This window comes from Pseudoclavibacter sp. 13-3 (assembly GCF_021168475.1).
In the GTDB taxonomy this organism is placed as follows: Bacteria; Actinomycetota; Actinomycetes; order Actinomycetales; family Microbacteriaceae; genus Pseudoclavibacter_A.
In genome coordinates this window covers 38,670-64,009 of the sequence record NZ_JAJOZT010000004.1, presented here as the reverse complement: position 1 = coordinate 64,009, position 25,340 = coordinate 38,670, and the positions used below count along the sequence as shown (strand labels likewise).

Genomic DNA, 25,340 nt, shown 5'->3' with positions numbered 1-25,340 from the left:
CATGTCTCTCAAGACGATTGAATCGCTCGGCTCGCTCGCCGGCCGCCGCGTCATCGTGCGCAGCGACCTCAACGTTCCGCTCAAAGACGGTGCCATCACCGATGACGGCCGCATCCGCGCGTCGCTGCCGACGTACCGTCGGCTGCTCGACGCCGGGGCCAGCCTGATCATCGTGGCGCACTTGGGCCGCCCGAAGGGGCAGATCGTGCCCGAGCTCTCGCTCGAGCCGGTGGCTGTGCGTCTGGCCGAGCTGCTCGGCACCGAAGTCGCGTTCGCGACCGACACCGTCGGCGACGCCGCCCGACAGCAGGTGGGCGAACTGGGCGAGGGCGGCGTCGTCCTGCTCGAGAATCTGCGCTTCAACGCTGCCGAGACGTCGAAAGACGCTGAAGAGCGTCTCGCATTCGCCGCACAGCTCGCCGCATTCGGCGACGCGTTCGTGTCAGACGGGTTCGGCGTCGTTCACCGCAAACAGGCCAGCGTCTACGAGCTGGCCACTCTGCTGCCGCACGCCGCTGGGCTGCTCATCGAGACCGAGCTGCAGGCGCTCGGGCATCTGCTCGGCTCACCGGAGCACCCCTACACCGTCGTGCTCGGCGGGGCGAAGGTCTCAGACAAGCTGGCCGTCATCGACAACCTCCTGCCCAAAGTAGATCATCTGCTGGTCGGTGGGGGAATGGTCTACACGTTTCTCGCGGCCCGTGGTGAGAAGATCGGCAAGAGCCTGGTCGAGGCCGATCAGATCGATACGGTGCGCGGGTATCTCGACGAGGCCGAGCGCCTCGGTGTGCACCTGGAGCTGCCGGTCGACATCGTCGTGGCCGATCATTTCGCCGAAGACGCCGAACACCGTGTGACTCCGGTCGACGCGATCGAGGCGAGCGACCTCGGCGCCGACGTCATGGGGCTTGACCTGGGCCCCGAGACCGCCGAGCAGTTCGCCGAGGTCATCCGGCAGTCGAAGACCGTGTTCTGGAACGGTCCGATGGGGGTGTTCGAGTTCGCGGCCTTCGCCAGCGGCACCCGCATCGTCGCCCAGGCCCTGACCGAGACCGACGGCTACAGCGTCGTCGGCGGCGGCGACTCCGCCGCAGCCGCGCGCTCCTTCGGCTACACCGAGAGTGACTTCGGGCACATCTCGACCGGCGGCGGCGCTGGGCTCGAACTGCTCGAGGGCAAGGTGCTGCCCGGCCTCGAAGTGCTGGGATGGTCGGCTGAATGAGTCTGCGCAACAGCAAGCGAATCGAAGACAGCTCAGCACCGACGCACTCCACCCATGAGCGCACTCCGCTGATCGCGGGCAACTGGAAGATGAACATCGACCATCTGCACGCCATCGCGCTGGTGCAGAAGGTCGCCTGGACGCTGCGTGACGTCGATCACGACTTCGACGACGTCGAGGTTGCGGTCTTTCCACCGTTCACCGACCTGCGCTCGGTGCAGTCTCTCGTGGCGGCCGACAGACTGCCGATCACCTTCGGCTCGCAGGATGTCTCCGAGCACGACCAGGGTGCATTCACCGGCGAGATCTCCGGTGCCTTCCTGCAGCGCCTCGATGCGAAGTACGCGATCGTCGGCCACTCCGAGCGGCGCTCGTACCACCATGAAGACGACGCGCAGGTCGGACGCAAGGCCTTGGCGGCGATTCGCCACGGGCTGATACCGCTGATCTGCGTCGGTGAGACAGCAGCAGATCTTGAGGCGAAGGGGCCGGCGGCAGTGCCCGTCGCCCAGCTGCAGGGCGCCGTCTCAGAGTTCGCCGCCGAGCTGGCGCGGCGCGCTGGTGCCGGTGAGATTCCCGAAATCGTCATCGCCTATGAACCGGTGTGGGCCATCGGCAGCGGCAAGGCGGCGACGGCGCAACAGGCCCAAGAGGTCATCGGCCGTCTGCGCACGGCCTTGGGCGAGGCGCTGCGCGAGCCGCTGGGAGCCGAACGCGCCGATGCCCTCGCGGCAGCCACCCGCATCCTCTATGGCGGTTCTGTCGCCGTCGACAACGTCGCGGGTTTCCTCGCGCAGCCCGACATCGACGGTGCCCTGGTGGGCGGCGCAAGCCTCGATGCCGCCAGCTTCGCGGGCATCGCTCAGTTCCGTCGCCACGTGCGCACCGACTGACGACCCGCCGCCCGCGAAGATGATGCCCTCGGGCGGCATCCCCGGTATACTGGCGGATGTTGCCCGGCTCCGCGCTCGGCATCCTGACGACGAAAGGCCATCGTGACTGCTCTCATCATCGTGCTCAATGTGCTGCTGACAGTGACCAGCATCCTGCTGACGCTGCTCATCCTGCTGCACAAGGGCCGTGGCGGCGGTCTGAGCGACATGTTCGGCGGCGGCACCACCAGCAGCCTCAGCGCGTCTGGCGTCGCCCAGCGCAACCTGAACCGCATCACCGTCGTCGTCTCGGTGCTCTGGTTCGTCTCGATCGTCGGCATCGGCCTCATGATCCGCTTCGGTCAGATCTGACCGCACGCGCAGCTCCGCAGTGACGCACTCCACGGCCCCGAAATACGGGCCGACGCTGATCGGCGCGCTTGGGCTGCTCAGCACGGTCGCGCCCTTGGCGACCGACATGTACCTGCCGGGGTTCCCCTTGGTCTCTGGCGACCTGCAGACTTCTCAGGCCTCGGTGCAGCTCACCCTCTCGCTCTTCATGCTCGGCATGGGCGGCGGACAGCTGTTCTGGGGGCCGGCCAGCGACATGCTCGGCCGGCGTCGTCCCCTGCTCGTGGCCGGGCTGCTCTTCGTCGTCTCGAGTCTGTTCGCCACGATGTCGCCGAGTATCGTCTGGCTGTGCATCTGGCGTTTCCTCCAGGGATTCAGCGGGTGCGCCGGCGTCGTCATCGGTCGTGCCATCGCCCGTGACGTCAGCCGGGGAGTGCAACTGGCGCGACTCTTCGGCTTCATCGGCATCGTCAACGGTCTCGCACCCGTCCTCGCCCCGGTCGCCGGCGGTCTGCTCATTCCGCACATCGGCTGGCGAGGCGTGCTCTGGGTGCTCACCGGCGTGGCTGTTCTCATGCTGTTCGCGAGCGCCTTCGTCCTGGGGGAGTCCCTGCCTGCCACCGGTCGGGTGAGCGGCGGCGTGCGCGAGCTCGGCAGCACGCTCCGCACCGTCGCGCGCGACCGCTCTTTCATCGGTTTCACCCTGATGCAGGTCTTCGCCTTCGGCGTGCTCTTCACCTGGATCTCCAGCTCATCTGTGGTGCTGCAACTGGTCTACGGGCTTGACGAACGCCAGTTCTCGTTCTGCATGGCGGTCTTCGCGGTCGGCACGCTTCTCGCCGGCGTGCTCAACACCCGCCTCGTGCGACGTGTGGGCATGTGGCGCATGCTGACGACCGCTGTCGTCTTCGAAGCGATCTGTGCCATCGCGCTGTTCGTCGTCGTGGCATCACCAGTCGCGATGAAAGATGCGGCTGCAGCGTCCAGCGCGCCAGCGCTCTGGACGCTGCTCGTGCTGGTCTCGCTCGCGGGGGCGCCGTTTCCCGTCATCATCGCCAACAGCACGGCGCTGGGACTGGGCCGTCAGCGTCGCGGCGCCGGCATCGCCTCCGCACTCATGGGCGCGTCGCAGTATGCTCTGGCGGCCGCCGTCACTCCGATGGTGACCATCACGGGTCGCGTCTCGCTCGATACCGTGGTGACCGTGATGCTCGTCTGCGCGCTGGTGTCAGGCGCCTCGGCGCTCCTCTGCACCAAAGAGTCGCGCGCGCTGCCGCACGACTGACCAGCCGGTGTCTCACCCGCAGTGCGGTCGCGTCAGCTCTGCGGTGTGCTGATGAGCAGCGTCGAACGCCGGCCTCGGGCCAGGGCAGCCGGCAGGGGTGCGTCGCCGAGGATGCCGCGCACGGCCGCGCGCTTCTCGTCTCCGCAGGCGATGAGCACGACGTGTCTGGCAGCGCGGATCGTGCTGAGCGTCAGCGACACCCGGGTCGGGGGAGGCTTCGGACTGCTGCGTACGGCGATGGTGCTGGCGGGGCTGTCGGCCGAGCCGGCGACTGCGCTCTGGTGATCGGGAAAGATCGAGGCGACGTGTCCGTCGGGACCGACGCCGAGGAGTACGAGGTCGAGCGCGGGCAGCGCCGACTGCGGGTCGCGCACGGGCACGTTGGCTGCCAGGTCGACGGCATAGGCCGAGGCGGCACCCTCGACGGTGAGCCCGTCGTCGGCTGCGGCGATGCGATGCAGCTCGGCTTCGGCGAAGGCGGCACGGCGGTGCCGTGCATCGAGTGCCACGACGTCGTTGCGCTCGGCCGAGCCGCGGGTCACCCAGCGTTCGTCACCGTACCAGAGATGCACCTGCGACCAGTCGACCTCGGCGTGCTCGGCGAGCGACTGCGTCACGGCAGAGCCGGCTGTACCACCGGTCAGCGCCAGATTGAACGCGCGAGATGACGCCGGCTCATCGGCCGACAGGCTCGGCCAGCCGTCGAACCGATCGGCCGTGCTGCGGCCGGCTGTGAACGCGCTGACATGACGCAGCACCGTCTCGGTGGCAGCCAGCACGCCGGCATCGAGGCTCGGCACCTGAATGTGCGTGAGCGGCGGGCGGCCGTCGGGGCCTGCCATGGGCTCAGGCGTCGTCATCGTCACCCCGTGTCTCGAGCACGAGCGGCAGCCCGGCGCGCAGCACTTCGCCGAAGACGCGGTCCTGATCGAGTCGCCGCAGCTCTTCGGAGAGGCACTCGGCTTCGGTGCGCTGGGTGAGCGGCAGCTGCTGTTCGGGCAGCCCCGGCAGCGTGAGCCTGCTCATGCCGGCGGCCGGATCGCCGCAGAGCACGATGTCTCCGTCTGTCCGAGAGAGCCGAACCTCGGCCACCGGCAGCGCAGACGACGAGTCGTGCATGGCCACGGGCACGCCGAGTCGCAGCGCCAGCCAGGCGGCGAGCAGCAGGAACTCCGGCGAACTCGGGCTGCCGGTGAGCGATGCGGCCGTGACGGTCAGATGCGGCGGCTGATCGAGAGTGGCGGCGAGCTGCGCCCGCAACACGCTGATCTGCGACCAGGCCAAATCGGTGTCACCCGGTCGATACGTGCGGGCGGCGTCGAGCAGTGATCCGACGGGATCGCTGCAGCGACGCACGTCTGAGACACGGCGGGCGGCAAGCTCCGAGAGCGACCCGAGCGGGGCATCCACATCGCCGTTGGCCAGCCAGAGCACGACCGGGGCATCGGGCAGCAGCAGACCGATCACGATCGTGTCGAGAGCCGAGGCCACCGCCCCGCGTGCTCGCATCACGATGACCTCGCTGGCCCCGGTGTCGTTGCCCAGACGCAGCTGGGCGTCGAGCCGGTCGGTGTCGGCCTCGGGCTGCGGAATCAGCACGAGCACCCGCATCGGATGCTCCTGCGATGCGGCGACCGCGGTTGCGATGGCTCGGGCCTCGTCGTCGGCCCGTGCGATCACGACCAGCGTGAGCACGCGTCCCAGCGCGCTGAAACCGGTCGCCTCGCGCTCTCGACTCAGCCGCTTCGAGATCGACGTCGTGTCTGTGTCAGTGAGATCGATGATCATGGGCGGCGCCACTCCCTGCTGTCGACGGTGAGCATGCGGTCGGCGCTCGCCGGGCCCCAGGTGCCGGCGCGGTAGCCTTCAGGCCGGCCGTTCGCCGCCCAGAACTGCTCGATCGGGTCGAGCACCTGCCAGCCGAGCTCGACTTCGCGGTGTCGGGGAAAGAGCGGTGGGTCGCCGAGCAGCACGTCGAGGATCAGCCGCTCGTACGCCTCTGGGCTGGCCTCGGCGAACGAATGGCCGTAGGTGAAGTCCATGCTCACGTCGCGCACCGTCATGTTGGTGTCGGGCACCTTCGAGCCGAAGCGCAGCGTGATGCCCTCTTCGGGCTGCACCCGGATGACCAGCGCGTTCGGGCCGAGCGCGGCGGTCTGATGGGTGCCGAAGAGCTGCTGCGGAATCTGTTTGAAGACGAGGGCGATCTCGGTCACCCGTCGTCCCAGGCGTTTCCCCGCGCGCAGATAGAAGGGCACGCCGGCCCAGCGGCGGGTGTGCACGTCGACGCGGAAGGCGGCATAGGTCTCGGTGATGGAGTCGGGCGCGATGCCCTCCTCTTCGAGATAGCCGCGCACCTGACGGCCTCCCTGCCAGCCGCCCAGGTACTGCCCTCGCGCCGTGTGCACAGCCAGATCGTCGGGCAGGCCGAGTGCACCCAGCACTTTGATCTTCTCGCTGCGCAGGGCCGAAGGGGTGAGCGAGGTCGGCTCTTCCATCGCGGTCAGCGCCAGCAGCTGCAGCAGGTGGTTCTGGATGACGTCGCGGGCTGCGCCAATGCCGTCGTAGTAGCCGGCACGGCCGCCGATGCCGATGTCTTCGGCCATGGTGATCTGCACATGATCGACGTAGTTGGCGTTCCAGAGCGGCTCGAAGATCGAGTTGGCGAAGCGGAAGGCCAGGATGTTCTGCACGGTCTCTTTGCCGAGATAGTGGTCGATGCGGAAGATGTCGTCTGGCGCGAACACCCGCTCGACGACCGCGTTCAGGGCCTGAGCGCTGCGCAGATCGTGCCCGAAGGGCTTCTCGATGACCACACGGCGCCAGGTCTGGTCGTCATGGTTGGCGAGCCCCTGCCGGGCCAGATGATCGCAGACCGCTGAGAAGTGGCGGGGCGGGATCGACAGATAGAACGCCGCGTTGCCCCGGGTGCCGCGGGTGTGGCTCAGCTCCGAGAGCGTGTCATCGAGCGCGATGTAGGCGTCTGGGTCGTCGAAGGCACCGGTCACGAAGCGCAGGCCGGCGGCCAGCTGATCCCAGACCTTCTGACGAAACGGAGTGCGTGCGCCGTGCTTGACCGCTGAGAGCACGAACTCGGCGAACTGCTGATCGCTCCACTCGCGACGGCCGAAGCCGACGAGGCTGAACGCCGGCGACAGCAGGCCGCGGTTGGCGAGGTCGTAGATCGCCGGCAGCAGCTTGCGCTGGGCGAGGTCGCCGGTCACGCCGAAGATCACCAGCGCGGCCGGCCCCGCGATGCGCAGCAGACGACGGTCGTTGCTGGTGCGCAGCGGGTTCAGCTGCAGATCGGCCGATTGCGCCGCCAGCTGTTCGTACGGACCACGTGAGCCGACGGTCATCGTGACTGCGAGTTCGTGTCACGCACCGACGAGCCGGTGCCGAGCGAGGCGCGAGCATCGGTCACCTGCGAGGCGACCCGCACCGCGGCGTCCAGCGCGCGGGCCAGGCCTGCGTCGTCAGAGGCCTCGATGCGCAGGACGGGCAGGCCGTGTGCCGCGAGCACCTGGGCGTCGCCGGTGGCCTGCGCCCGAATGAGCTGGGCGAAGCCGAACGGCCGCTCGGGAATGGGCAGCGCGTCGTCGCTCACCCGGGTGAGCTGCAGGAAGACGCCCTCGGCGGGGCCGCCTTTGTGATACTGGCCGGTGGAGTGCAGAAAGCGCGGACCCCAGCCGAAGGTCACCGGACGACGCAGAGCGGCCGCCAGGCGACCGCGGCGCTCGCCGAGATCGGCCAGACCCTCACGGTCGGCATAGACCTGAACGGCGACGTAGCCGAGCGCGGGATCGACCTGGCCGAGCAGGCGACGAAGCGCTCCCTCGAGCGTGGTCGCGGATGCCACGGCGGCGGCCGCCTCGTCGGTGCCCGGAACGAAGAGGGCGAGCGTGTCGTCGACCAGCAGCGGAGCGCCGCCCTCGACGGGATGCTCGAGCAAGTCGCGTGCTGCGGCCTTCGCGCTCTCGACGTCAGGCTGATCGAAGGGATTGATGCCGAGCAGCAGGCCGAGGGCGGCCGTGGCGATCTCCCAGGTCACGAACTGCGCACCCAGTGTGCCGGCCACCCAGACGGCGTGGTCGGCCGGTGCCGCTGGCAGGGCGTCCACCACCGCGACGGGCAGCACGTCGGCGGCGCCGTTCGCCTGGGGCGCTCCGGTGAGCTCGGCGAGTCGTGCGGCGGCGGCCGAGCCGCGCCGGCCCGGGGCGGCGACCTCGAACTCGCCGGAGCTCACGGCGATCGGCAGCACGCCTCGACCGAGTTTGCCGGTCGACTCGGCGACGAGCTGCTCGATCCACGCCGGCAGGTCGGCGAGTCGGCCGGCGTCTGCACATGCCACCGCGAACTTGTCGACGTGCGCGGGATCGGCCGCGAGCGCGGCGGCGAGCTGCAGCGCCGGGTTCGACTCGGCGTCTGCGAGAAGCTCGGGGAGAGCCTCGTGTGCATCGGTGAGCAGACCGGCGATGTCAGCACCGGCGAGGCCGGAGGGAACCAGGCCGAATGCGGTCAGCGCAGAGTACCGGCCGCCGACGTTCGGGTCGGCGTTGAAGACGTGGTGCCCGGCTTCGCGGGCGAGTGCGTCGAGCGGCGAACCGGGATCGGTCACGATCACGATGCGCTCGACGGGATCGATCCCGGCAGCCGTGAAGGCTGCGGCGAAGGCACGACGCTGCGAGTCGGTCTCGAGCGTCGAGCCTGACTTCGACGAGACGACCAGTGCCGTGCGTTCGATGTCGTGGTCGAGCACGCGACGCAGCTGCTGCGGGTCGGTGGTGTCGAGAATGTGCAGGGTGACACCGGCGGCGATGGTGATCACCTCGGGCGCCAGAGAGGACCCGCCCATGCCGGCGAGCACGATGCGGTCGACGCCTTGGGCGTGCAGCTGGTCGCGCAGGGCCAGGATCTCGTCGACCAGGGGAGCGCTGACGGCGTCGGCGTGCACCCAGCCGAGCCGTTTGGCGGCCTCGGGTTGAGCCTCGGGGCCCCAGATCGCTGCGTCGCCGGCGGCGAGACGCGTGGCGAAGCGTTCGTCGATCAATCGCTGCAGAGCCGGCCGGGCGCGATCGGCAAGTGCCTCGGGCGTGACGACGTGCAGCGGATGCTGGGGACGTGCGGATGAGAGGATGTTGCGTGCGGTGGTCATCGGCGCTCCTTGACAGCGGTCTCGACGGTTGTGAGCAGATGCGTCCAGGCATCGGTGAACTTCGTGACGCCCTCGGCTTCGAGCACGGTGGTCACGTCGTGCAGGTCGATACCGACTTCGGCGAGGTGATCGAGCTGGGCGACTGCCGCCTCGACCTGGTCGGGAATGCGCTCGTCGCCCACGATTCCGTGGTCGAACGTCGCCTCGAGGGTCTTCTCGGGCATCGTGTTCACCGTGTGCTCGGCGATCAGACCGGTCACGTAGGTGGTGTCGGGCAGCGTCGGATCCTTCACCCCGGTCGATGCCCACAGCGGACGCTGCAGGTTGGCGCCGCGCCGGACGAGCGTGCGCCAGCGTTCGGTGTCGAGCGAGTCGAGGAAGGCCTGGTAGGCGACTCGCGCGTTGGCGAGAGCAGCAGTGTTGTGCAGGCCCTCGTCGTGGCTGACGCCGAGTGCGTCGAGGCGCCTGTTCACCTCGACGTCGACCCGTGAGACGAAGAACGAGGCGACCGAGTGGATGCCCGAGATGTCGATGCCATCGGCGTGGGCGCGCTCCAGGCCTGCCAGGTAGGCGTTGATGACCTCGCGATACCGGTCGACGCCGAAGATCAGCGTGACGTTGACGCTGATGCCCGCAGCCGTCGCATCGGCGATGGCGGGCAGCCCCTCAGCGGTACCGGGAATCTTGATCATCAGATTCGGACGGGCGATGTCGTGCCAGAGCTCTCGCGCCTGCGACAGGGTTGCCTCGGTGTCATGTGCGAGGAACGGGTCGACTTCGATCGAGACGCGGCCGTCGACACCGTTCGATCTCTCATAGATCGGACGCAGCACTTCGGCGGCCTCGGCGACGTCGACCGAGGTGAGCCGGCGCACCGCATCGGCGGCGGAGGCGCCTGCTGCGGCCAGTTCGTCGAGCTGCTCGGCGTATGCGGCCCCGTCGGTCAGTGCGGCGTCGAAGATGCTCGGATTGGTCGTGACGCCGACGACGTCACGGGTGTCGATCAGGCGCTGCAGATCGCCGGTGCGGATGCGAGATCGGCTGAGATCGTCGAGCCAGACGCTCACCCCTGCAGCGGAGAGATCGCCGAGTGCCGAGAGGGGCCCGTCGGCCGCGTGGATGTCGGGGACTGTGGTCATGTCAGTTCTCCTGATTCTGATCGTCGGCGGCAGCCCCCGCGGGATGTCTGGCGGCGTGCGCGGCGTTGATCGAGCTGTGGGCGGCCTCGACGACCGCAGAGGCTGTGATGCCGAACTGTGTGAAGAGGGTCTTGGCATCGGCCGAGGCACCGTAGTGCTCCAGGCTCACGCTGCGGCCGAAGTCGCCGACGATGCCACGCCAGGTGAGGGCGGTTCCGGCCTCGACCGAGACTCGGGCGTGTATGCCGCGGGGCAGCACGCTTTCGCGATAGTCGTCGTCCTGGTTCTCGAACCATTCGAGGCTGGGCGCAGAGACCACGCGGGTTGAGATGCCCTCGTCCTCCAGGGTCAGCCTGGCCTCCAGTGCCAGCTGCACCTCGCTGCCGGTGGCGATGAGGATCACCTCGGGAGTGCCGCTGCGTGCCTCGGCGAGCACATATGCGCCGCGCAGCGTGCCACTGGCAGGTGCCAGCTGGTCGCCGACGGGGCTCTCGGCCCGTTCGAGCGTCGGCACCCCCTGTCGGGTGAGCACGATGCCGGCCGGCCCACTGCGCTGCCCGAGCATGCCGAGCCAGGCGTAGGCCGTCTCATTGGCGTCGGCCGGGCGAACCACGGTGAACCCCGGGATCGCCCGCAGCGAGGCGAGCTGCTCGACCGGCTGATGGGTCGGGCCGTCTTCGCCGAGGCCGATGGAGTCGTGCGTCCAGACGAAGATCGAGGGCACCCCCATCAGCGCTGCCAGGCGCAGGGCGGGGCGCTGGTAGTCGCTGAAGATGAGGAAGGTGCCGCCGAACGGCCGGGTCGGCCCATGCAGCACGATGCCGTTGAGAATCGACGCCATGGCATGCTCGCGAATGCCGAAGTGCAGCACGCGCCCCCCGGGAGACGTGTGCCAGGCGTCGGTGCCACGGTCGACGGGGCCGAAGGAGTCGGCGCCGTCGATCGTCGTGTTGTTCGACCCCGCGAGGTCGGCCGAGCCGCCCCAGAGCTCTGGCAGCAGCGGCGCCAGCGCGTTGATGACCTTGCCGCTGGCGGCACGAGTGGCCAACGCAGTGCCGGCCTCGAACTCTGGCAGCGCCTGCTGCAGCTCGCTGGGAAGCCGACTCTGCTGCAGGCGCTGCAGCAGAGCAGCGCGTTCGGGCTCGCGCTGCTGCCAGGCCTGGAAGTCGGCGTTCCAACGCTGATGCAGCGCCGCACCGCGGTCTCGGACCTCACGGACGTGAGCGAGCACGTCGTCGTCGATGACGAAGTGCTGCTCGGGGTCGAAGCCCAGGCGAACTTTCAGGGCTCGAAGCTCGTCAGTGCCGAGCTTCGAGCCGTGGATGCCGCCGGTGTTCTGCTTGTTGGGGCTGGGCCAGCCGATGATGGTGCGCAGGGCGATGATCGAAGGCCGCCTGGTCTCTGCCTTCGCGCTCGTCATCGCATCGAAGAGCGCCGGCATGTCTTCGCGGTACTCGCCTGAGGCTGTCCAGTCCACACGCTGTGTGTGCCAGCCGTACGACTCGTATCGCGCGAGAACGTCTTCGCTGAACGCGATGTTCGTGTCGTCTTCGATCGAGATGTGGTTGTCGTCGTAGATGACGACGAGGTTGCCGAGCTCCTGGCTGCCTGCGAGAGAGCTGGCCTCGCTCGTGACGCCCTCCTGCAGGTCGCCGTCCGAGGCGATGACCCAGATCGTGTGGTCGAACGGACTCGTCCCGGCAGGAGTCTCAGGGTCGAACAGGCTGCGCTCGTAGCGCTGCGCATAGGCGAAGCCGACGGCGCTCGCGAGCCCCTGGCCCAACGGGCCGGTCGTGATCTCGACGCCCGGAGTGTGCCCGTACTCGGGGTGACCCGGGGTCAGCGACCCGGGAGCACGCAGCTGCTCGAGGTCTTTCAGCTCGAGACCGTAGCCGGAGTAGAAGAGCTGGGTGTACAGCGTCAGCGAGGTGTGCCCCGGCGACAGCACGAAACGGTCACGGCCGATCCAGTTCGGGTCAGACGGATCATGCCGCAGAAACTGCTGATAGAGCAGGTAGGCGACCGGGGCGAGGCTCATCGCCGTGCCCGGATGCCCCGACCCGATCTTCTCGACGGCATCGGCAGCAAGCACGCGCGCGGTGTCGACTGCCTTTCGATCCGTGTCATTCCACTGCAAAGTCGCCACTGGGGGTCTCCTCGGTATCTCGGGATGCGACGTGCTGCTGCAGGCGCCGAGAGAGACCCGGCCGTGCATGCACGACAGCAACAAGTATAGAGAAGCCGCCGTCGGCGAACAGCGTGGCTCGCGCGACGCGCGCGGAAGCAGCGTGGCGCTTGTCAGACACCTGCCTTAGACTGTACAGAACCTGTGCGTCTGAGCCTGCCCAGCGGGGCCGAGTGCACGTTCCGACAAGTGCTGAATGAGGGTGTATGTCCGAGGCGGAGTCCAAGTCTGCGGTTGTGACCGAAGACGAGACCGGTGCGAACGGCGAGGCGACCCCGCCGAGCCTGACCCAGCCACTGCATCCCGCCGCAGATCACGGTCTGACGGCAGCGCTCGCTGCAGGCGGCACCAGACGAGAGTGGCTCACCGGTCGATTCCAGGCCTATCTCGCTCTGAGCAAGCCGCGCATCATCGAGCTGCTGCTGGTCACCACCGTGCCCACCATGATTCTGGCGGCCCACGGCATCCCGAACATCTGGCTCGTGCTGAACACGCTGATCGGCGGCACCCTGAGCGCTGCGAGCGCAAACGCGTTCAACTGCTACCTCGACCGAGACATCGACCGGCTGATGAAGCGCACGCAGCATCGTCCGCTGGTCACCGGCGAGCTCACCGATCGGCAGGCGCTCGCGTTCTCGTGGATCGCCGGTCTCGTCTCGATCGGCTGGCTCTGGGCGACCACCAACTGGTTCGCCGCGTTCCTCTCGGCCTTCGCCATCTTCTTCTATGTGGTCGTCTACACGATGCTGCTGAAGCGACGCACCTCGCAGAACATCGTCTGGGGCGGCATCGCCGGCTGCATGCCGGTCTTCATCGGCTGGGCGGCCGTGACCGCGTCGCTCAGCTGGGAGTCGCTGATCCTGTTCGGGCTGATCTTTCTGTGGACGCCGCCGCACTACTGGCCGCTGGCGGTCAAGTATCGAGACGACTATTCGACCGCAGACGTTCCCATGCTGCCTGTCGTCCGCGGCCGCAGCGTCGTGGGCCTGCAGATCGTGCTCTACACCTGGGCGCTGGTGGCCTGCTCTCTGCTGCTGATACCGGTCGGCGGCATGGGGTGGCTCTACACCGTGACCGCGGTGCTCAGCGGCGGATGGTTCATGTGGCAGACGCACGCGCTGTACTCCGAGAGCCTGCGCGGCGACGGCAGCCGGTCGATGACGGTGTTCCACGGGTCGATCGCGTATCTGAGTCTGCTCTTTCTCGCGGTCGCTGTCGACCCGCTGCTGTACCTGCCGCTCTGAGCCGAGCCGTCGCATCGATGTCAGCAGCGGCTCGCGACTTTGAGACCCTGCCATTCTCGGAGGAGGTCTTCGCGCTGGTATCGATGATCCCCACTGGTTGCGTGCTCTCGTACGGAGACGTCGCCGGGCTGCTCGGATCTCGCGCCGCACGCGCTGTCGGCCGGGTCATGCGAGACAGCGGCTCCGAGCTGCCCTGGTGGCGCGTGGTGTCAGCCCGCGGCGATCTGCCCGCAGCGCTCGCAGCCCAGGCCCGCCGCCATTATTCTCGCGAGCAGACGCCGATGCGGGCGAACGGCACGGTTGACCTTGCCGCGGCACGATGGCATTCGGCCTCGACCTTCGGAATCGGCTTGGCGGCAGAGAGCGAGTAATCGTGCAGACCGATGTGCGGGGAGTCTTCCAGATCGCGTCGGTCAGGCCAGTGCGAAGCCCGCGATGTTCTAGGCCGTGACTGGTGCAGACCTCCCAGTCGCGGTCTCGTCGATCTCGGCGGTCGGTCGCTTCAGCGCGAGCACCGTGGCCACGGCCGCTGCGGTGAGCACGGCGGCGAGCACCATGTGCACGAGCACGAGGGTGCCCGGCAGGTGCAGTCGGGCCTGTGCGATGCCGACCACGATCTGCACGATCTGCACGCAGATCAGAGCGACCGCCCACCTGCGGAAGCCGGCGTGCTCGCGCAGCGACAGCACGACGACCACGATCGTCAGTGCGAAGAGCACATAGCCCGACCAGGCGTGCACGTGATAGACGAGCTCGGCGTCGAACCCGGTGCGCACGACCTCGGACGGATCGCCTGAGTGCGGGCCCGAGCCGGTGGCGAAGACGCCGACGATCACGGTCACCGCGAGCACCAGGGTCATCACGTGCGTGACGATCAGGGTGGGCAGTCGCACGGCACGGGCTCGAGGGCCGCCGGGAGCGTGCGCGCGCACCGCGAAGATCGTCATGAACGCGACCAGCACGATCGAGAGGATGTAGTGGAAGCCGACGAGGTTCCACGTGAGATGGAACAGCACGACCATGCCGCCGACGACGGCCTGCACGATGATGCCGGCCGCCTGCGTCCAGGCCAGGGCGATCAGATCGCGACGGTGGCGCGCGCCGGAATAGACGGCGATGAGGCCCCAGAGCGCGATGACGAGCATCACACCCGACAGCGTGCGGTTGCCGAACTCGATGAGGCCGTGGATGCCCTGTTCCGGCGTCGTGGTGAACGCGCCCGGGGTGCACTTCGGCCAGGTGTCGCAACCGAGACCGGAGCCGGTCAGACGCACGAGGCCCCCCGTGGCGACGATGACGACGTTGGCGATCAGCGCGGCGATGGCGGCGGCGCGAACACCGACGCCCGGAACCCGAAGAACGGGGTCGATGAACGGACGTGGTGCGGGGGAGCGGCGCTTCTCAGCGGAGGAAAGGGCTGTCTGAGCAGCGTCTGAGACTCCGTCTGCGCGGTCGTGGGCATGCATGCTTCTCATTATCCCGCACCGCGTCGGCGCGCGGGAATGCGACACCCGAGATATCCGTTGCAGACAAGAAGCCACTGACTAGAGTAGAGACTGCTCGCTGTGAGGGGCGAGCATGCCCGGCGGCAACAACCGCTGAACGAGGGCAAGAGAGGAAACACTACCGTGAGCGAGATTCTCGAGAAGAACCCCGAGCTCGAAGGGCTGGGCCAGTACGAGTTCGGCTGGGCCGACCCCGATGCCGCCGGCGAGCATGCACAGCGCGGACTGAGCGAGAAAGTCGTTCGGCACATCTCCAAGCTCAAGAACGAGCCTGAGTGGATGCTGAAGCGCCGGCTCAAGGGCCTGCAGATGTTCGATCGCAAACCCATGCCGATGTGGGGCGCAGACCTGAGCGGTGTCGACTTCGACAACATCAAGTACTTCGTGCGCTCGACAGAGCGACAGGCCGAGTCGTGGGAAGAGCTGCCTGAAGACATTCGCAACACGTACGAGAAGCTCGGCATCCCCGAGGCCGAGCGTCAGCGCCTGGTTGCCGGTGTGGCCGCGCAGTACGAGTCCGAGGTCGTCTACCACCAGATTCGACAGGATCTCGAAGAGCAGGGCGTGATCTTCCTGGACACGGACACCGCGCTGCGCGAGCACCCCGACCTGTTCGAAGAGTACTTCGGCACGGTCATCCCCGCCGGCGACAACAAGTTCGCCGCGCTGAACACCGCCGTCTGGTCTGGCGGTTCGTTCGTGTACGTGCCCAAGGGCGTGCATGTGGAGATCCCGTTGCAGGCATACTTCCGCATCAACACCGAGAACATGGGGCAGTTCGAGCGCACCCTGATCATCGCCGACGAAGACAGCTACGTGCACTACATCGAGGGCTGCACCGCGCCGATCTACAAGACCGACTCGCTGCACTCCGCGGTCGTCGAGATCATTGTGAAGAAGAACGCCCGTGTGCGCTACACGACGATTCAGAACTGGTCGAACAACGTCTACAACCTCGTCACCAAACGCGCCATCGCCGAAGAGGGCGCGACGATGGAGTGGATCGACGGCAACATCGGCTCGAAGGTCACGATGAAGTACCCGAGCATCTACCTCGTCGGTGAGCACGCCCGCGGCGAGACGCTGTCGGTGGCCTTCGCCGGCGAGGGCCAGCACCAAGATCCCGGCGCCAAGATGATCCACCTCGCACCGTACACCCAGTCGTCGATCGTCTCGAAGTCGATCGCTCGAGGCGGCGGCCGTGCCGGTTACCGCGGCGAGGTGCGCTTCGGCGAGAACGCTCACCACTCGGCCAACACGGTGCGCTGCGATGCTCTCCTGGTCGACAACATCTCGCGGTCCGACACCTACCCGGCCGTCGACATCCGCGTGGATGACGTCACCATGGGCCACGAGGCGACGGTCTCCAAGGTCAGCGAAGAGCAGCTCTTCTACCTGATGAGCCGCGGCATGCCCGAAGACGAGGCGATGGCCATGATCATCCGCGGCTTCATCGAGCCGATCGCCCGTGAGCTGCCGATGGAGTACGCCCTCGAGCTCAACAAGCTCATCGAAGTGCAAATGGAAGGATCAGTGGGCTAGGAAGTGACTGACACAGTGACACAGCAAGGACTGAAAGAGCACAGCCACGGGTACGAAGTGCCCGTACAGACTCGCTCACAGCGCTTCGCCTCGACCGACGTCTCGAAGTTCGACAAGCCGAGCAATCGAGAGCTGGTGTGGAAGAACACACCGCTCGATCGCCTGGCCGCACTGTTCGGAGATCTCGACGGCAGCACCTACGACTACACCTTCAACGCGCCTGAAGGCGTCACCGCAGCGTGGGTGGCTCGCACAGACAAAGCAGTCGGCTCGTCGCAGACGCTGCCCGAAGATTACGTCTCGGCAGCAGCCTGGAGCGGGTTCGGCCAGGCGCTGAGCATCACGATTCCGGCCGGCGCAGAGCTGGCCGACCCGGTGTTCGTCACCCGAGATCAGCTGGGAGTCGCGCCTCGCGCGGCCCACACGGTGATCACCGCCAAGCCGCACAGCAAGGCGATCGTCGTGCTCGAGAACCAGGGCGATGCGAGCCTGGCCGAGAACGTCGAGATCGTGGTCGAAGCCGAGGCCGATCTCACCGTCATCACGCTGCAGGAGTGGAACGACACGGCGGTGCACGATGCCGAGCACTTCATCACGATCGGCCGCTCAGGCCATCTGCGGCACGTCGTGGTCAACCTCGGTGGCGCAGTGGTGCGGGTCAACCCGTCGGCTCGCTTCGACGGGCCGGGCGCTAACGTCGAGCTCGACGGCATCTACTTCGCCGACGCGCACCAGCACCTCGAGCAGCAGGTCTACGTCGATCACAATGAGTCGAACTGCGTCTCACGGGTGACGTACAAGGGTGCGCTGCAGGGCGAAGGCGCACGCACGGTCTGGATCGGTGACGTGCTCATCCGCGCCGACGCCGAGAACACCGACACCTACGAGCTCAACCGCAACCTGCTGCTGACCGACGGCGCCCGTGCCGATTCCGTCCCGAACCTCGAGATCGAGACGGGCGAGATCATCGGCGCCGGTCACGCCTCGGCCACCGGCCGGTTCGACGACGAGCAGCTGTTCTACTTCGAGTCGCGTGGCATCAGCGAGGACGAGGCGAAGCGCATGGTCGTGAGAGGCTTCCTGATCGAGGTCATCCAGCGCATCGGCTACGCCCCGCTGGAGGAGCGTCTGGAGCAGGCTGTCGAGGCAGAGCTGCTGCAGACGGAGGTGTGAGCATGCCTGACATCAAGACCGGTGATCTGGTCAGAGTCTGTGCACTCGACGAGCTCGACCCTGAGAGTCCGCTGCGCGTCACCATCGGAGACGAGCCGATTGCGCTGGTCAAGACCGCAGAGGGCGAGGTGCATGCGATCGGCGACCGGTGCTCGCATGGCGACATCTCGCTCTCAGAGGGTTTCGTCGAAGGCTGCACACTGGAATGCTGGGCTCACGGGTCGAAGTTCGATCTGAAGACCGGCAGGCCGCTCACCCTGCCGGCCTATGAGCCGGTCGCCGTCTACCACGTCGAAGTCAGAGACGGCGACGTCTACATCAACTCGAAGGGCACGCTCGCCCAGGGCTGAGCCTGCGTTCGAAACCACTGAACCTCACAGAAAGAAACACCATGTCATCACTGGAAATCCGCGATCTCCACGTCAGTGTCGAGACCGACCAAGGCGAGAAGCCGATTCTCAAGGGCATCAGCCTCACCATCAACACCGGTGAGGTGCACGCCATCATGGGCCCCAACGGCTCGGGCAAGTCGACGCTGGCGTACTCGCTGGCGGGTCATCCCGGCTACATCATCAAGAGCGGCTCGGTGAAGCTCGACGGCGAAGAGCTGCTCGACAAGAGCGCCGACGAGCGCGCTCGTGCCGGTCTCTTCCTCGCCATGCAGTACCCGGTCGAGATCCCCGGCGTGACGGTGAGCAACTTTCTGCGCACCGCCAAGACCGCCATCGACGGTGAGGCGCCGAAGCTGCGCGACTGGATCAAGCAGGTCAAGGGCTCGATGAAAGAACTGCGCATGAGCGACGACTTCCTCGAGCGCAACGTCAACGAGAACTTCTCGGGCGGCGAGAAGAAGCGCCATGAGATTCTGCAGATGGAGCTGCTCAAACCCAAGTTCGCCGTGCTCGACGAGACCGACTCCGGCCTTGACGTCGACGCCCTGCGCATCGTCTCCGAGGGCGTCAACCGCGTGCACGAGAACAACGACACCGGCCTGATCCTGATCACGCACTACACTCGCATCCTGCGCTACATCAAGCCGCAGTTCGTGCATGTGATCGTCAAGGGCAAGGTCGCCGAAGAGGGCGGCCCAGAGCTCGCCACCCGCCTTGAAGACGAAGGCTACGATCGTTTCCTCGATCCCAACGAGGCACTGGTCTGATGGCCGAGACCTCGCCAGAGAAGTACGACGAGATCGAAGACGCGCTGCGCGAGGTCGTCGATCCCGAGCTCGACGTCAACATCGTCGATCTCGGTCTCGTCTACGACCTCTCGTTCGACGAGGACGGCGAACTGGTGATCAGCATGACGCTCACCTCGGCCGGCTGCCCGCTGACCGACGTGCTCGAAGAGCAGATCACCGCCTCGCTGAAAGACGTCGTGCCGTCTTTCCGCATCAACTGGGTGTGGATGCCGCCGTGGGGCCCCGAGCGCATCACGCCCGAGGGGCGCGACATGATGCGGGCGCTCGGCTTCACGATCTGACGACCACAGCATCCACCGTACCTGACCGTCTGAGCGCGGTCGACGCAGAGCATCTCGCGCCGACCGCGCTCATTCGCGTCTCGCGGCGGCAGTGCCGAACGCTGACTGACTCGGCTGCACCGCCGACAGAGCGCCCGACCGGTACCGTATACTGACTCATCGGGTCGGCGCAGACACGCCGTGCGCCTCAGTCGTGCAGGCTTCGTCTGCCGGCCACCGCACACAACCGCGAACGAATCAGCGCGCATCAGACAACGCGCACAATCACAGTAGAAGAAGGACCGCGAGTGCTCGCCGTGAAGGATCTTGAGATCAGAGTGGGTGCCCGCACCCTGATGAGCGGAGTGAACTTCCGCGTCGACAAGGGAGACAAAGTGGGGCTGGTCGGTCGCAACGGCGCCGGCAAGACCACGCTCACCAAGGTGCTCGCCGGCGACCTGCTGCCAGCGCACGGCGCCGTCGAGCGACGAGGCGTCTTCGGCTACCTGGCGCAGGATCCCAAAGCTGGGCACCCCGAGCAGAAGGCGCTCGATCACATCCTCGACGCCCGCGATCTCGGTCATCTCTCGGCCCAGCTGAAACAGGCGCAGGACGACATGGGCTCGTCCGACCCGCAGGTCGCCGAGAAGGCGATGGCCCGCTTCGGTCGGCTCACCGACCGCTTCGAGGCGCTCGACGGCTATTCCGCCGAGGCCGACGCCTCGGTGATCGCGAACAACCTGGGCCTTGACGATCGTCTGCTGGCCCAGCCGCTGGGCACGCTCTCGGGCGGTCAGCGACGCCGCGTCGATCTCGCGCGCATCCTCTTCGCCAACGCCGACACCATGGTGCTCGACGAGCCGACCAACCACCTCGACCACGACTCGGTGATGTGGCTGCGCGGGTTTCTGCAGAAGTATCAGGGTGCACTGATCGTGATCAGTCACGACGTGCGGCTCATCGAAGAGACCGTCAATCGCGTGTTCTACCTCGATGCGATCCGCCTGACGATCGACATCTACAACATGGGCTGGAAGCTCTATCAGCGGCAGCGCATCGCCGACGAGGAGCGTCGCAAGCGTGAACGGGCCAATGCCGAGAAGAAGGCCACCCAGCTGCAGCAGCAGGCGGCCCGCTTCGGGGCGAAAGCCACCAAGGCCGCTGCGGCGCATCAGATGCAGCGACGCGCCGAGAAGCTGGTCGAAGGGCTCGAAGGCCCGCGTCAGGCCGATCGGGTCGCGAACATCCGCTTTCCGAAGCCCGCCGCCTGCGGCAAGACGCCGCTCATGGCGAAGGGCATCTCGAAGAGCTTCGGCTCGCTCGAGATCTTCACTGCCGTCGATCTCGCGATCGACCGCGGATCGCGCGTCGTCATCCTGGGCTTCAACGGCGCAGGCAAGACGACCCTGCTGCGCATCCTCGCGGGGGTCGACGAGCCGGACTCCGGCGTGGTCGAACTCGGCCACGGCGCCAAGCTCGGCTACTATGCGCAGGAGCATGAAACGCTGAACGGCGACAGGACGCTGCTGCAGAACATGCTCGACGGGGCCGATCTCAGCGAGCGCGAGGCACGCAGCGTTCTGGGCTCGTTCCTGTTCACCGGCGATGACGTGCTGAAGCCCGCCGGGGTGCTCTCCGGCGGCGAGAAGACGCGACTCGCGTTGGCTCGCCTGGTGGTCTCGAGCGCCAACGTGCTTCTGCTCGACGAGCCGACCAACAACCTCGACCCGGCCAGCAGAGAGCAGATTCTCGATGCGCTCTCGCACTACGAGGGCGCCGTGATCATGGTCAGCCACGATGAGGGAGCGGTGCTCGCGCTCGACCCCGAGCGGGTGGTCATCATGCCTGAGGCGACCGAAGACATCTGGACGGCAGAGTACGCCGATCTGATCTCGCTGGCCTGAACCAGCCCGCCGTTCGAGGCGGTCTCACTCGCCCGAAGCGCCCCGGTGCCCTGCGGCGGCGTCGACGAGTGCATCCTCGTAGTCGGTGTCCTCGTCGCGCCGACGGCTGCCCTGGCGACGGCGCTGCTGGGCCACGACCTCGTCGTTGCCCGTCTCTTCGATGCGACGCAGCGTCTGCCTGATCGAGTAGCCGAATCCGATGAAGGCGAGCACCGCGAAGGCGATCCACTGCAGGGCATACGAGAGGTGGCTGCCCTCGCTGAGGCTGGGCTGCGGAATGATCTGCGGCCGCTCTGCCGGGGCCGGCGACTCGGTCTCCATCTGCCCGTAGGCTCCAGTGTAGGCAGAGGAGAGGTCGAAGCGGTCGACCACCTGCTGCAGGGCGAAGCTGGCGATCTGCCCGTCGGGAGCAGTTCGGTCGACTAGGGGCTGTGCCGCCCGCAGTCGTGCGACGACTTCGACGTCGCCGGCGGGCGGGGCCGGAACGTCGGCGGGAGCGTTGCCGTCTGACCCTGTGGGCAGCCAGCCGCGGTTGACGAAGAAGACGCGGCCGGCAGTACTCGTCGAGGGGTCGGCGGCGGGATCGTCGTCGAGCAGAAGAGGAACGAGCACCTCGAATCCGGGCTGCCCGTTGAGCGGTCGGTTGCGCACCAGCAGCTGCTGGTCGGTCAGGTAGGTGCCGTGCAGCAGCACTCTGCGGTATTCGTCAGCATCGTCGAAGTCGTCGAGGCCAGGCACCAGGTCGCCGAGTGCGGCGGGAGTGGCCGACCAGTTGCCGGTGACTTTTGCGATCTCGGCGACCGCCTGATCTCGGCGATCGAACTGCCAGTGCGACAGCATGACGCAGACGACAGCGAAGACGATGACACCGGCAAGGTAGCCGATCCACTCCCACGGGCGCAGCCTGCTCAGCGCAGCCAGCAGAGGCGGCCGCGTCTTGGCCGCGCTCATGCGTGGCGCAGGGTCAGCTGGTCGTGCTGACTCGCTGCCGAAGAGCCCCCGGACGGTGCAGAGCGGGTCGTCGAGGCACCCGTGCCCGACGAATCAGGCTGCTGACCCGTTGCGCCCGGGCCGGCTTCGAAGGGCGATCCGTCGTGTGCGAACGAGCCCTCGTCGACGGTGATCGTCTCGGGGAAGCCGGAATCAGCGGGGTGTTCGTGCGCCTTCTGACTGATGGCCTGCTGCACGATCGACTGAAAGCCGTCGTCGTTGACTCGCTTGGGCAGGTTCGCGATGACCACGGCATAGTACGGCAGGAACGCCGCCCCGAATGCCGGAACGAGCTTCCACCAGCCCGGCACGACGAAGAGTGCGAGTACGCAGACGATGCGGATGCCCATGGCGATCGAATAGTGCACCATGCGCCGCACGCGGTCGTCTCTGGGGGAATTCGGTGCGTGGGTGACGACGGCGACTTCGCGGTTCGGCATGTCGATCACCTCCTGCGATCTTGACGGTCGCCCGCGGCGAGACTGCTCACCACGGTGCTGCACCGGCCGACAGGCCGGTGGGCGAGCGCGCACACGCCCGTGACTATAGTCTAAGACGGATGGAGCGAGCGTGGGCTGATCCGTCTCGGCCATGTCGCATCCGTCTCGCGGCCGACGCGCGGTGACCACGCACCTCTTCTGACCGCCTGAACCACCATCACAAGGAGCCCTCATGTCAGCAGCCGAAACACGCGTCGTTCTGATCACCGGAGGCAATCGGGGCATCGGTCGCGCCGTCGCCGAGGAATTCGTGCGGCTCGGCTACCCCGTCGCCGTCACCGCTCGGCACGGATCCGGCCCCGAGGGCACGCTGACCGTGCATGCCGACGTCACCGACCAGGAGTCGCTGAACACGGCTGTCGCCGAGGTCGAGCAGCAGCTCGGCCCGGTCGCGATTCTGGTGGCCAACGCGGGCATCACCCACGACACGCTGCTGCTGAGGATGAGCGAAGACGACTTCTCGTCGGTGATCGACACCAACCTGACCGGGGTGTTCCGCTCGATCAAGAGCGTGGTCAAAGGGCAGATCAAGGCGCGCTGGGGGCGCATCATCCTGCTGTCAAGCGTCGTCGGACTCTACGGCTCGGCCGGTCAGACGAACTATGCCGCGGCCAAGAGCGGTCTCATCGGCATCGCCCGCTCGGTGACTCGTGAGCTGGGTGCCAGAGGCATCACCGCGAACGTGGTCGCCCCGGGCTTCATCGAGACCGATATGACGGCAGAACTCACTGAGAAGCAGCGTGCCGAGTACCTGAAGGCGATTCCGGCAGGGCGTTTCGGGTCGGTCGACGATGTGGCTCGCACGATCGCCTGGCTGGCGTCAGAGGACGCCGGGTACATCAGCGGCGCGGTCATCCCGGTCGACGGCGGCCTCGGAATGGGGCACTGACCCGAGCCGGATCGACAGTGGGTGCGACTCGGCTCAGGCGTCGATCGGCAGGTGCGGCACCGCTGCGTCAAGCCCTGCGGGCGGCAGGATGACGTGGTCGGCCTCTGCGGCCACAACCGGTTTCGGGCGGTAGCCGATCGAGGTGCCGGCCGCCCCCATCATGAGCAGATCGTTGGCACCGTCGCCGATCGCGACGGTGCGCGCGAGCGGAACCTGCAGCTGCGCCGCCCACTGCGTCAGCAGGTCGGCCTTGCGCTGCCCGTCGACGATCTCGCCGGTGACTCGGCCGGTCAGTCTTCCATCGACGATCTCGAGCACGTTGGCTGACCAGAGATCGAGGCCGAGGCGGGCCGCCAGCGGCTCGAGAATCTGACTGAAGCCTCCGGAGACCGCACCGATTCGGCCGTCGTGCGCATGCACAGCCGAGATGAGCTGCTCGGCGCCGGGGCTGACCCGCACGCGGCCGATGACATCCGCGATCACCGACTCGGGCAGCCCGCCCAGAGCGGCGACACGCTCGGTGAGGCTCTCGCGAAAGTCGATCTCGCCGCGCATCGCCCGTTCGGTCACGGCCGCGACGTCGGCACGCACGCCTGCCGCATCGGCGAGCAGTTCGATCACCTCGTCTTGAATGAGGGTGGAGTCGACATCGGTCACGACGAGCATTGAGACGGTCACCAGCACAGTCTACCGGCCGGGCGTCTCGCGCAGGCGCAGCGGGTGAGCTCAACACACGGTGCGGCGTCCCAAGAAGTCGAAGGCATGTTCTAGGCTGGAGACCATGACTACAGTGCTCGATCTTCAGCATGTCAGCGTGCGGCGCTCTGGCCGCGCCCTGCTCGACGACGTCTCATGGCGCGTCGAAGGCGACGAGCGCTGGGTGGTGCTCGGCCCGAACGGCGCCGGCAAGACCACTCTGCTGAACGTGGCGAGCGCTCAGCTGCATCCCAGCAGCGGCGAGGTGCGCGTGCTCGGCGAGCAGCTCGGGCGCGTCGACGTCTTCGACCTCAGGCCCCGCATCGGCGTCGCGTCGTCGGCCACTGGAGCGCGCATTCCGGCGAATGAGTCCGTGCTCGACGCCGTGCTCACGGCCGTCTACGGGGTGACCGGTCGCTGGAATGAGAAGTACGATGAGCTCGACCTCGACCGCGCGCATGCGATGCTGCGCGACTGGCAGCTCGAACCGCTCAGCCACCGCCGGTTCGGTTCGCTGAGCGATGGCGAACGCAAGCGCGTGCAGATCGCCCGCGCGGTGATGAGCGACCCCGAGGTGCTGCTGCTCGACGAGCCCACCGCCAACCTCGACCTCGGTGCGCGAGAAGAGCTGCTGCAGCTGCTGGGGGAGTACGCGGTGGCCCCCGGCGCGCCGGCCCTGGTTTCGGTGACGCATCACGTCGAAGAAATCCCGCGCAACTTCACCCACGCCCTGCTGCTGAAAGACGGCAGAGTCATGCGGCAGGGGCCCATCAACCAGGTCATTATCAGCGAGAAGCTCAGTGAGCTCTACGGGCTGCCGCTGACCGTGACCGAGAACGAGGGACGCTACGCAGCACGTGCCAATCTGGTATAGTGTCTGCTTGGCTTACGCGCATCGCGTGCAGAATCGTCTGAGTACGAACAAAAGGATCACTCAATGAAAAAAGGCATTCACCCCGACTACGCTCCGGTCGTGTTCCGCGACCTGGCGAGCGGCGACACCTTCCTCACCCGCTCGACGGTGAAGTCGGACAAGACCATCGAATGGACCGACGGCAAGACCTACCCGGTCTATGACGTCGAGATCTCGTCGGTTTCGCACCCGTTCTACACGGGCAAGCAGCGCATCATGGACTCGGCCGGTCGCGTCGAGAAGTTCAACTCGCGGTACAAGGGCTTCGGCAAGCTTTCCTGAGCCACTCGCACGCGATAGCAGAAAGAGGGACG

At 67.1% G+C, this 25,340-nt stretch carries 25 protein-coding genes; 15 read left to right on the top strand and 10 right to left on the bottom strand.

The features are described from left to right. Position 1: 1 nt before the first annotated feature. From LRX77_RS07815 to LRX77_RS07800, 4 genes are all read left to right on the top strand, one after another. Positions 2-1,222 (top strand): phosphoglycerate kinase, encoded by a 1,221-nt coding sequence (locus LRX77_RS07815; RefSeq protein ID WP_231832351.1) that lies wholly within the window; start codon positions 2-4, stop codon positions 1,220-1,222. Continuing rightward, positions 1,219-2,115, top strand: coding sequence for a triose-phosphate isomerase (tpiA, locus tag LRX77_RS07810; protein ID WP_269453784.1), 897 nt, complete (start codon positions 1,219-1,221; stop codon positions 2,113-2,115). Before LRX77_RS07815 ends, tpiA begins: the two co-directional genes overlap by 4 nt. Positions 2,116-2,217: 102 nt before the next feature. After that, complete coding sequence (secG, locus tag LRX77_RS07805; RefSeq protein ID WP_158031523.1) at positions 2,218-2,466, top strand: preprotein translocase subunit SecG; 249 nt, start codon at positions 2,218-2,220, stop codon at positions 2,464-2,466. A 19-nt stretch (positions 2,467-2,485) separates the two neighbouring features. Beyond that, a complete protein-coding gene (locus tag LRX77_RS07800) occupies positions 2,486-3,730 on the top strand; it encodes a multidrug effflux MFS transporter (RefSeq protein WP_231832350.1) in 1,245 nt (414 codons plus the stop codon). 32 nt (positions 3,731-3,762) lie between these two features. Here the strand turns inward: LRX77_RS07800 and pgl are convergent, their stop codons facing one another. From pgl to tkt, 6 genes are read right to left on the bottom strand one after another with little or no spacing between them, the layout of a single operon-like run. Then, complete coding sequence (pgl, locus tag LRX77_RS07795; protein WP_231832349.1) at positions 3,763-4,572, bottom strand: 6-phosphogluconolactonase; 810 nt, start codon at positions 4,570-4,572, stop codon at positions 3,763-3,765. A 4-nt stretch (positions 4,573-4,576) separates the two neighbouring features. Further along, entirely contained in the window at positions 4,577-5,518 is a 942-nt protein-coding gene (locus tag LRX77_RS07790) for a glucose-6-phosphate dehydrogenase assembly protein OpcA (protein WP_231832348.1), read from the bottom strand. After that, complete coding sequence (gene zwf, locus LRX77_RS07785) at positions 5,515-7,089, bottom strand: glucose-6-phosphate dehydrogenase (RefSeq protein WP_231832347.1); 1,575 nt, start codon at positions 7,087-7,089, stop codon at positions 5,515-5,517. The genes LRX77_RS07790 and zwf overlap by 4 nt, the downstream gene beginning before the upstream one ends. Beyond that, complete coding sequence (locus tag LRX77_RS07780) at positions 7,086-8,885, bottom strand: glucose-6-phosphate isomerase (protein WP_231832346.1); 1,800 nt, start codon at positions 8,883-8,885, stop codon at positions 7,086-7,088. Before LRX77_RS07780 ends, zwf begins: the two co-directional genes overlap by 4 nt. Beyond that, on the bottom strand, positions 8,882-10,024 hold the full coding sequence (gene tal / locus LRX77_RS07775) for a transaldolase (RefSeq protein ID WP_231832345.1): 1,143 nt from the start codon (positions 10,022-10,024) through the stop codon (positions 8,882-8,884). Before tal ends, LRX77_RS07780 begins: the two co-directional genes overlap by 4 nt. A gap of 1 nt (position 10,025) precedes the next feature. Further along, positions 10,026-12,170 (bottom strand): transketolase, encoded by a 2,145-nt coding sequence (gene tkt, locus LRX77_RS07770; protein WP_231832344.1) that lies wholly within the window; start codon positions 12,168-12,170, stop codon positions 10,026-10,028. A 245-nt stretch (positions 12,171-12,415) separates the two neighbouring features. Here tkt and LRX77_RS07765 point away from each other — a divergent pair, with 245 nt between their 5' ends. Continuing rightward, positions 12,416-13,453, top strand: coding sequence for a heme o synthase (locus tag LRX77_RS07765; protein WP_231832343.1), 1,038 nt, complete (start codon positions 12,416-12,418; stop codon positions 13,451-13,453). Between the two features lie 17 nt (positions 13,454-13,470). Next, on the top strand, positions 13,471-13,824 hold the full coding sequence (locus tag LRX77_RS07760) for an MGMT family protein (RefSeq protein ID WP_231832342.1): 354 nt from the start codon (positions 13,471-13,473) through the stop codon (positions 13,822-13,824). Positions 13,825-13,893: 69 nt separating this feature from the next. Here the strand turns inward: LRX77_RS07760 and LRX77_RS07755 are convergent, their stop codons facing one another. Then, entirely contained in the window at positions 13,894-14,919 is a 1,026-nt protein-coding gene (locus LRX77_RS07755; protein ID WP_231832341.1) for a COX15/CtaA family protein, read from the bottom strand. Positions 14,920-15,081: 162 nt separating this feature from the next. Here LRX77_RS07755 and sufB point away from each other — a divergent pair, with 162 nt between their 5' ends. From sufB to LRX77_RS07725, 6 genes are all read left to right on the top strand, one after another. Continuing rightward, the gene (gene sufB / locus LRX77_RS07750; protein WP_231832340.1) at positions 15,082-16,500 is read left to right on the top strand and encodes a Fe-S cluster assembly protein SufB; all 1,419 of its coding nucleotides are present in this window, start codon (positions 15,082-15,084) and stop codon (positions 16,498-16,500) included. Between the two features lie 15 nt (positions 16,501-16,515). Further along, positions 16,516-17,673: a Fe-S cluster assembly protein SufD gene (gene sufD / locus LRX77_RS07745; protein ID WP_231832339.1), complete on the top strand. Its 1,158-nt coding sequence runs from the start codon at positions 16,516-16,518 to the stop codon at positions 17,671-17,673. A gap of 2 nt (positions 17,674-17,675) precedes the next feature. Beyond that, positions 17,676-18,023 carry a non-heme iron oxygenase ferredoxin subunit gene (locus tag LRX77_RS07740; protein ID WP_231832338.1) on the top strand — a complete coding sequence of 116 codons (348 nt, stop codon included), beginning with the start codon at positions 17,676-17,678 and terminating at the stop codon, positions 18,021-18,023. 41 nt (positions 18,024-18,064) lie between these two features. Further along, a complete protein-coding gene (gene sufC / locus LRX77_RS07735) occupies positions 18,065-18,832 on the top strand; it encodes a Fe-S cluster assembly ATPase SufC (RefSeq protein ID WP_231832337.1) in 768 nt (255 codons plus the stop codon). After that, positions 18,832-19,155 carry a metal-sulfur cluster assembly factor gene (locus tag LRX77_RS07730; RefSeq protein WP_442961622.1) on the top strand — a complete coding sequence of 108 codons (324 nt, stop codon included), beginning with the start codon at positions 18,832-18,834 and terminating at the stop codon, positions 19,153-19,155. Before sufC ends, LRX77_RS07730 begins: the two co-directional genes overlap by 1 nt. Positions 19,156-19,442: 287 nt before the next feature. Beyond that, positions 19,443-21,038, top strand: coding sequence for an ABC-F family ATP-binding cassette domain-containing protein (locus LRX77_RS07725; RefSeq protein WP_231832336.1), 1,596 nt, complete (start codon positions 19,443-19,445; stop codon positions 21,036-21,038). 24 nt (positions 21,039-21,062) lie between these two features. Here LRX77_RS07725 and LRX77_RS07720 read toward each other — a convergent pair whose 3' ends face one another. Then, positions 21,063-21,989 carry an SURF1 family cytochrome oxidase biogenesis protein gene (locus tag LRX77_RS07720; RefSeq protein ID WP_231832335.1) on the bottom strand — a complete coding sequence of 309 codons (927 nt, stop codon included), beginning with the start codon at positions 21,987-21,989 and terminating at the stop codon, positions 21,063-21,065. Next, complete coding sequence (locus tag LRX77_RS07715) at positions 21,986-22,468, bottom strand: DUF3099 domain-containing protein (protein WP_231832334.1); 483 nt, start codon at positions 22,466-22,468, stop codon at positions 21,986-21,988. Before LRX77_RS07715 ends, LRX77_RS07720 begins: the two co-directional genes overlap by 4 nt. Before the next feature lie 232 nt (positions 22,469-22,700). On the opposite strand from LRX77_RS07715, the gene fabG reads away from it, so the two are divergent. Then, positions 22,701-23,417 carry a 3-oxoacyl-ACP reductase FabG gene (gene fabG / locus LRX77_RS07710; RefSeq protein WP_231832333.1) on the top strand — a complete coding sequence of 239 codons (717 nt, stop codon included), beginning with the start codon at positions 22,701-22,703 and terminating at the stop codon, positions 23,415-23,417. Positions 23,418-23,450: 33 nt separating this feature from the next. On the opposite strand, the gene serB is transcribed toward fabG, so the two are convergent. Next, positions 23,451-24,095, bottom strand: coding sequence for a phosphoserine phosphatase SerB (serB, locus tag LRX77_RS07705; RefSeq protein ID WP_231832332.1), 645 nt, complete (start codon positions 24,093-24,095; stop codon positions 23,451-23,453). A gap of 103 nt (positions 24,096-24,198) precedes the next feature. Between serB and LRX77_RS07700 the strand changes: the two genes are divergently transcribed. After that, positions 24,199-24,987: an ABC transporter ATP-binding protein gene (locus tag LRX77_RS07700; protein WP_231832331.1), complete on the top strand. Its 789-nt coding sequence runs from the start codon at positions 24,199-24,201 to the stop codon at positions 24,985-24,987. A gap of 63 nt (positions 24,988-25,050) precedes the next feature. Beyond that, positions 25,051-25,308, top strand: a complete 258-nt coding sequence (locus tag LRX77_RS07695; protein WP_158031502.1) for a type B 50S ribosomal protein L31 — start codon at positions 25,051-25,053, stop codon at positions 25,306-25,308. The last annotated feature ends 32 nt before the right edge of the window (positions 25,309-25,340 follow it).